Annotated in this window: 1 protein-coding gene; it reads left to right on the forward strand. The window is 69.5% G+C overall.

Going from position 1 to position 686, the window contains the following annotated elements:
- Positions 1 to 686 (forward strand): NAD(P)/FAD-dependent oxidoreductase (locus tag MOV74_RS39660; protein ID WP_246933056.1); only part of this gene is annotated, 686 nt, incomplete at both ends.

Genomic DNA, 686 nt, shown 5'->3' on the forward strand with positions numbered 1-686 from the left:
CTGCGCGCGCTGCTGGTCGCCGAGGCTGACCTTGGCGAGCGCATCATGCGCGCGCTGATCCTGCGCCGGGTCAATCTGATCCAGGGCGGCGTCGGCGGCCCGGTGCTGATCGGTCCGTCGCACTCGGCCGGCGTCGTCCGGCTGCAGGGTTTTCTCACCCGCAACGGCCAGCCGCATCATCTGCTCGATCCCGCGCACGACCGCGACGCCGCCGAATTGATCGCGCGCTATTCGCCCAAGCCTCAGGATTGGCCGCTGGTCGTCGCCGCAAGCGGCGCGGTGCTGCGCAACCCCAACGAGACCGAGCTTGCGCGCGCCATCGGCATGATCGGCGGGGCAAAGGACGACCGCATCTATGACGTCGCTGTCGTCGGCTGCGGACCGGCCGGCCTTGCCACCGCCGTGTATGCGGCGTCGGAAGGATTGTCCGTTGCCGTGCTCGACATCCGCGCCTTCGGCGGCCAGGCCGGCGCCAGCGCGCGCATCGAGAACTATCTGGGCTTTCCGACCGGCATTTCCGGCCAGGCCCTGACCGCGCGCGCCTTCACCCAGGCGCAAAAATTCGGTGCCGACATCATGATCCCGGTTACGGTGAAGTCGCTCGACTGCACGCGCAAGGACGGCGCGTTCTCGGTGGCGCTCGACGGCTGCGATCCCTTGCGCTCGCGGGCGGTCGTGGTCGCGAG

The organism is Bradyrhizobium sp. SHOUNA76, assembly GCF_023006445.1.
In the GTDB taxonomy this organism is placed as follows: Bacteria; Pseudomonadota; Alphaproteobacteria; order Rhizobiales; family Xanthobacteraceae; genus Bradyrhizobium.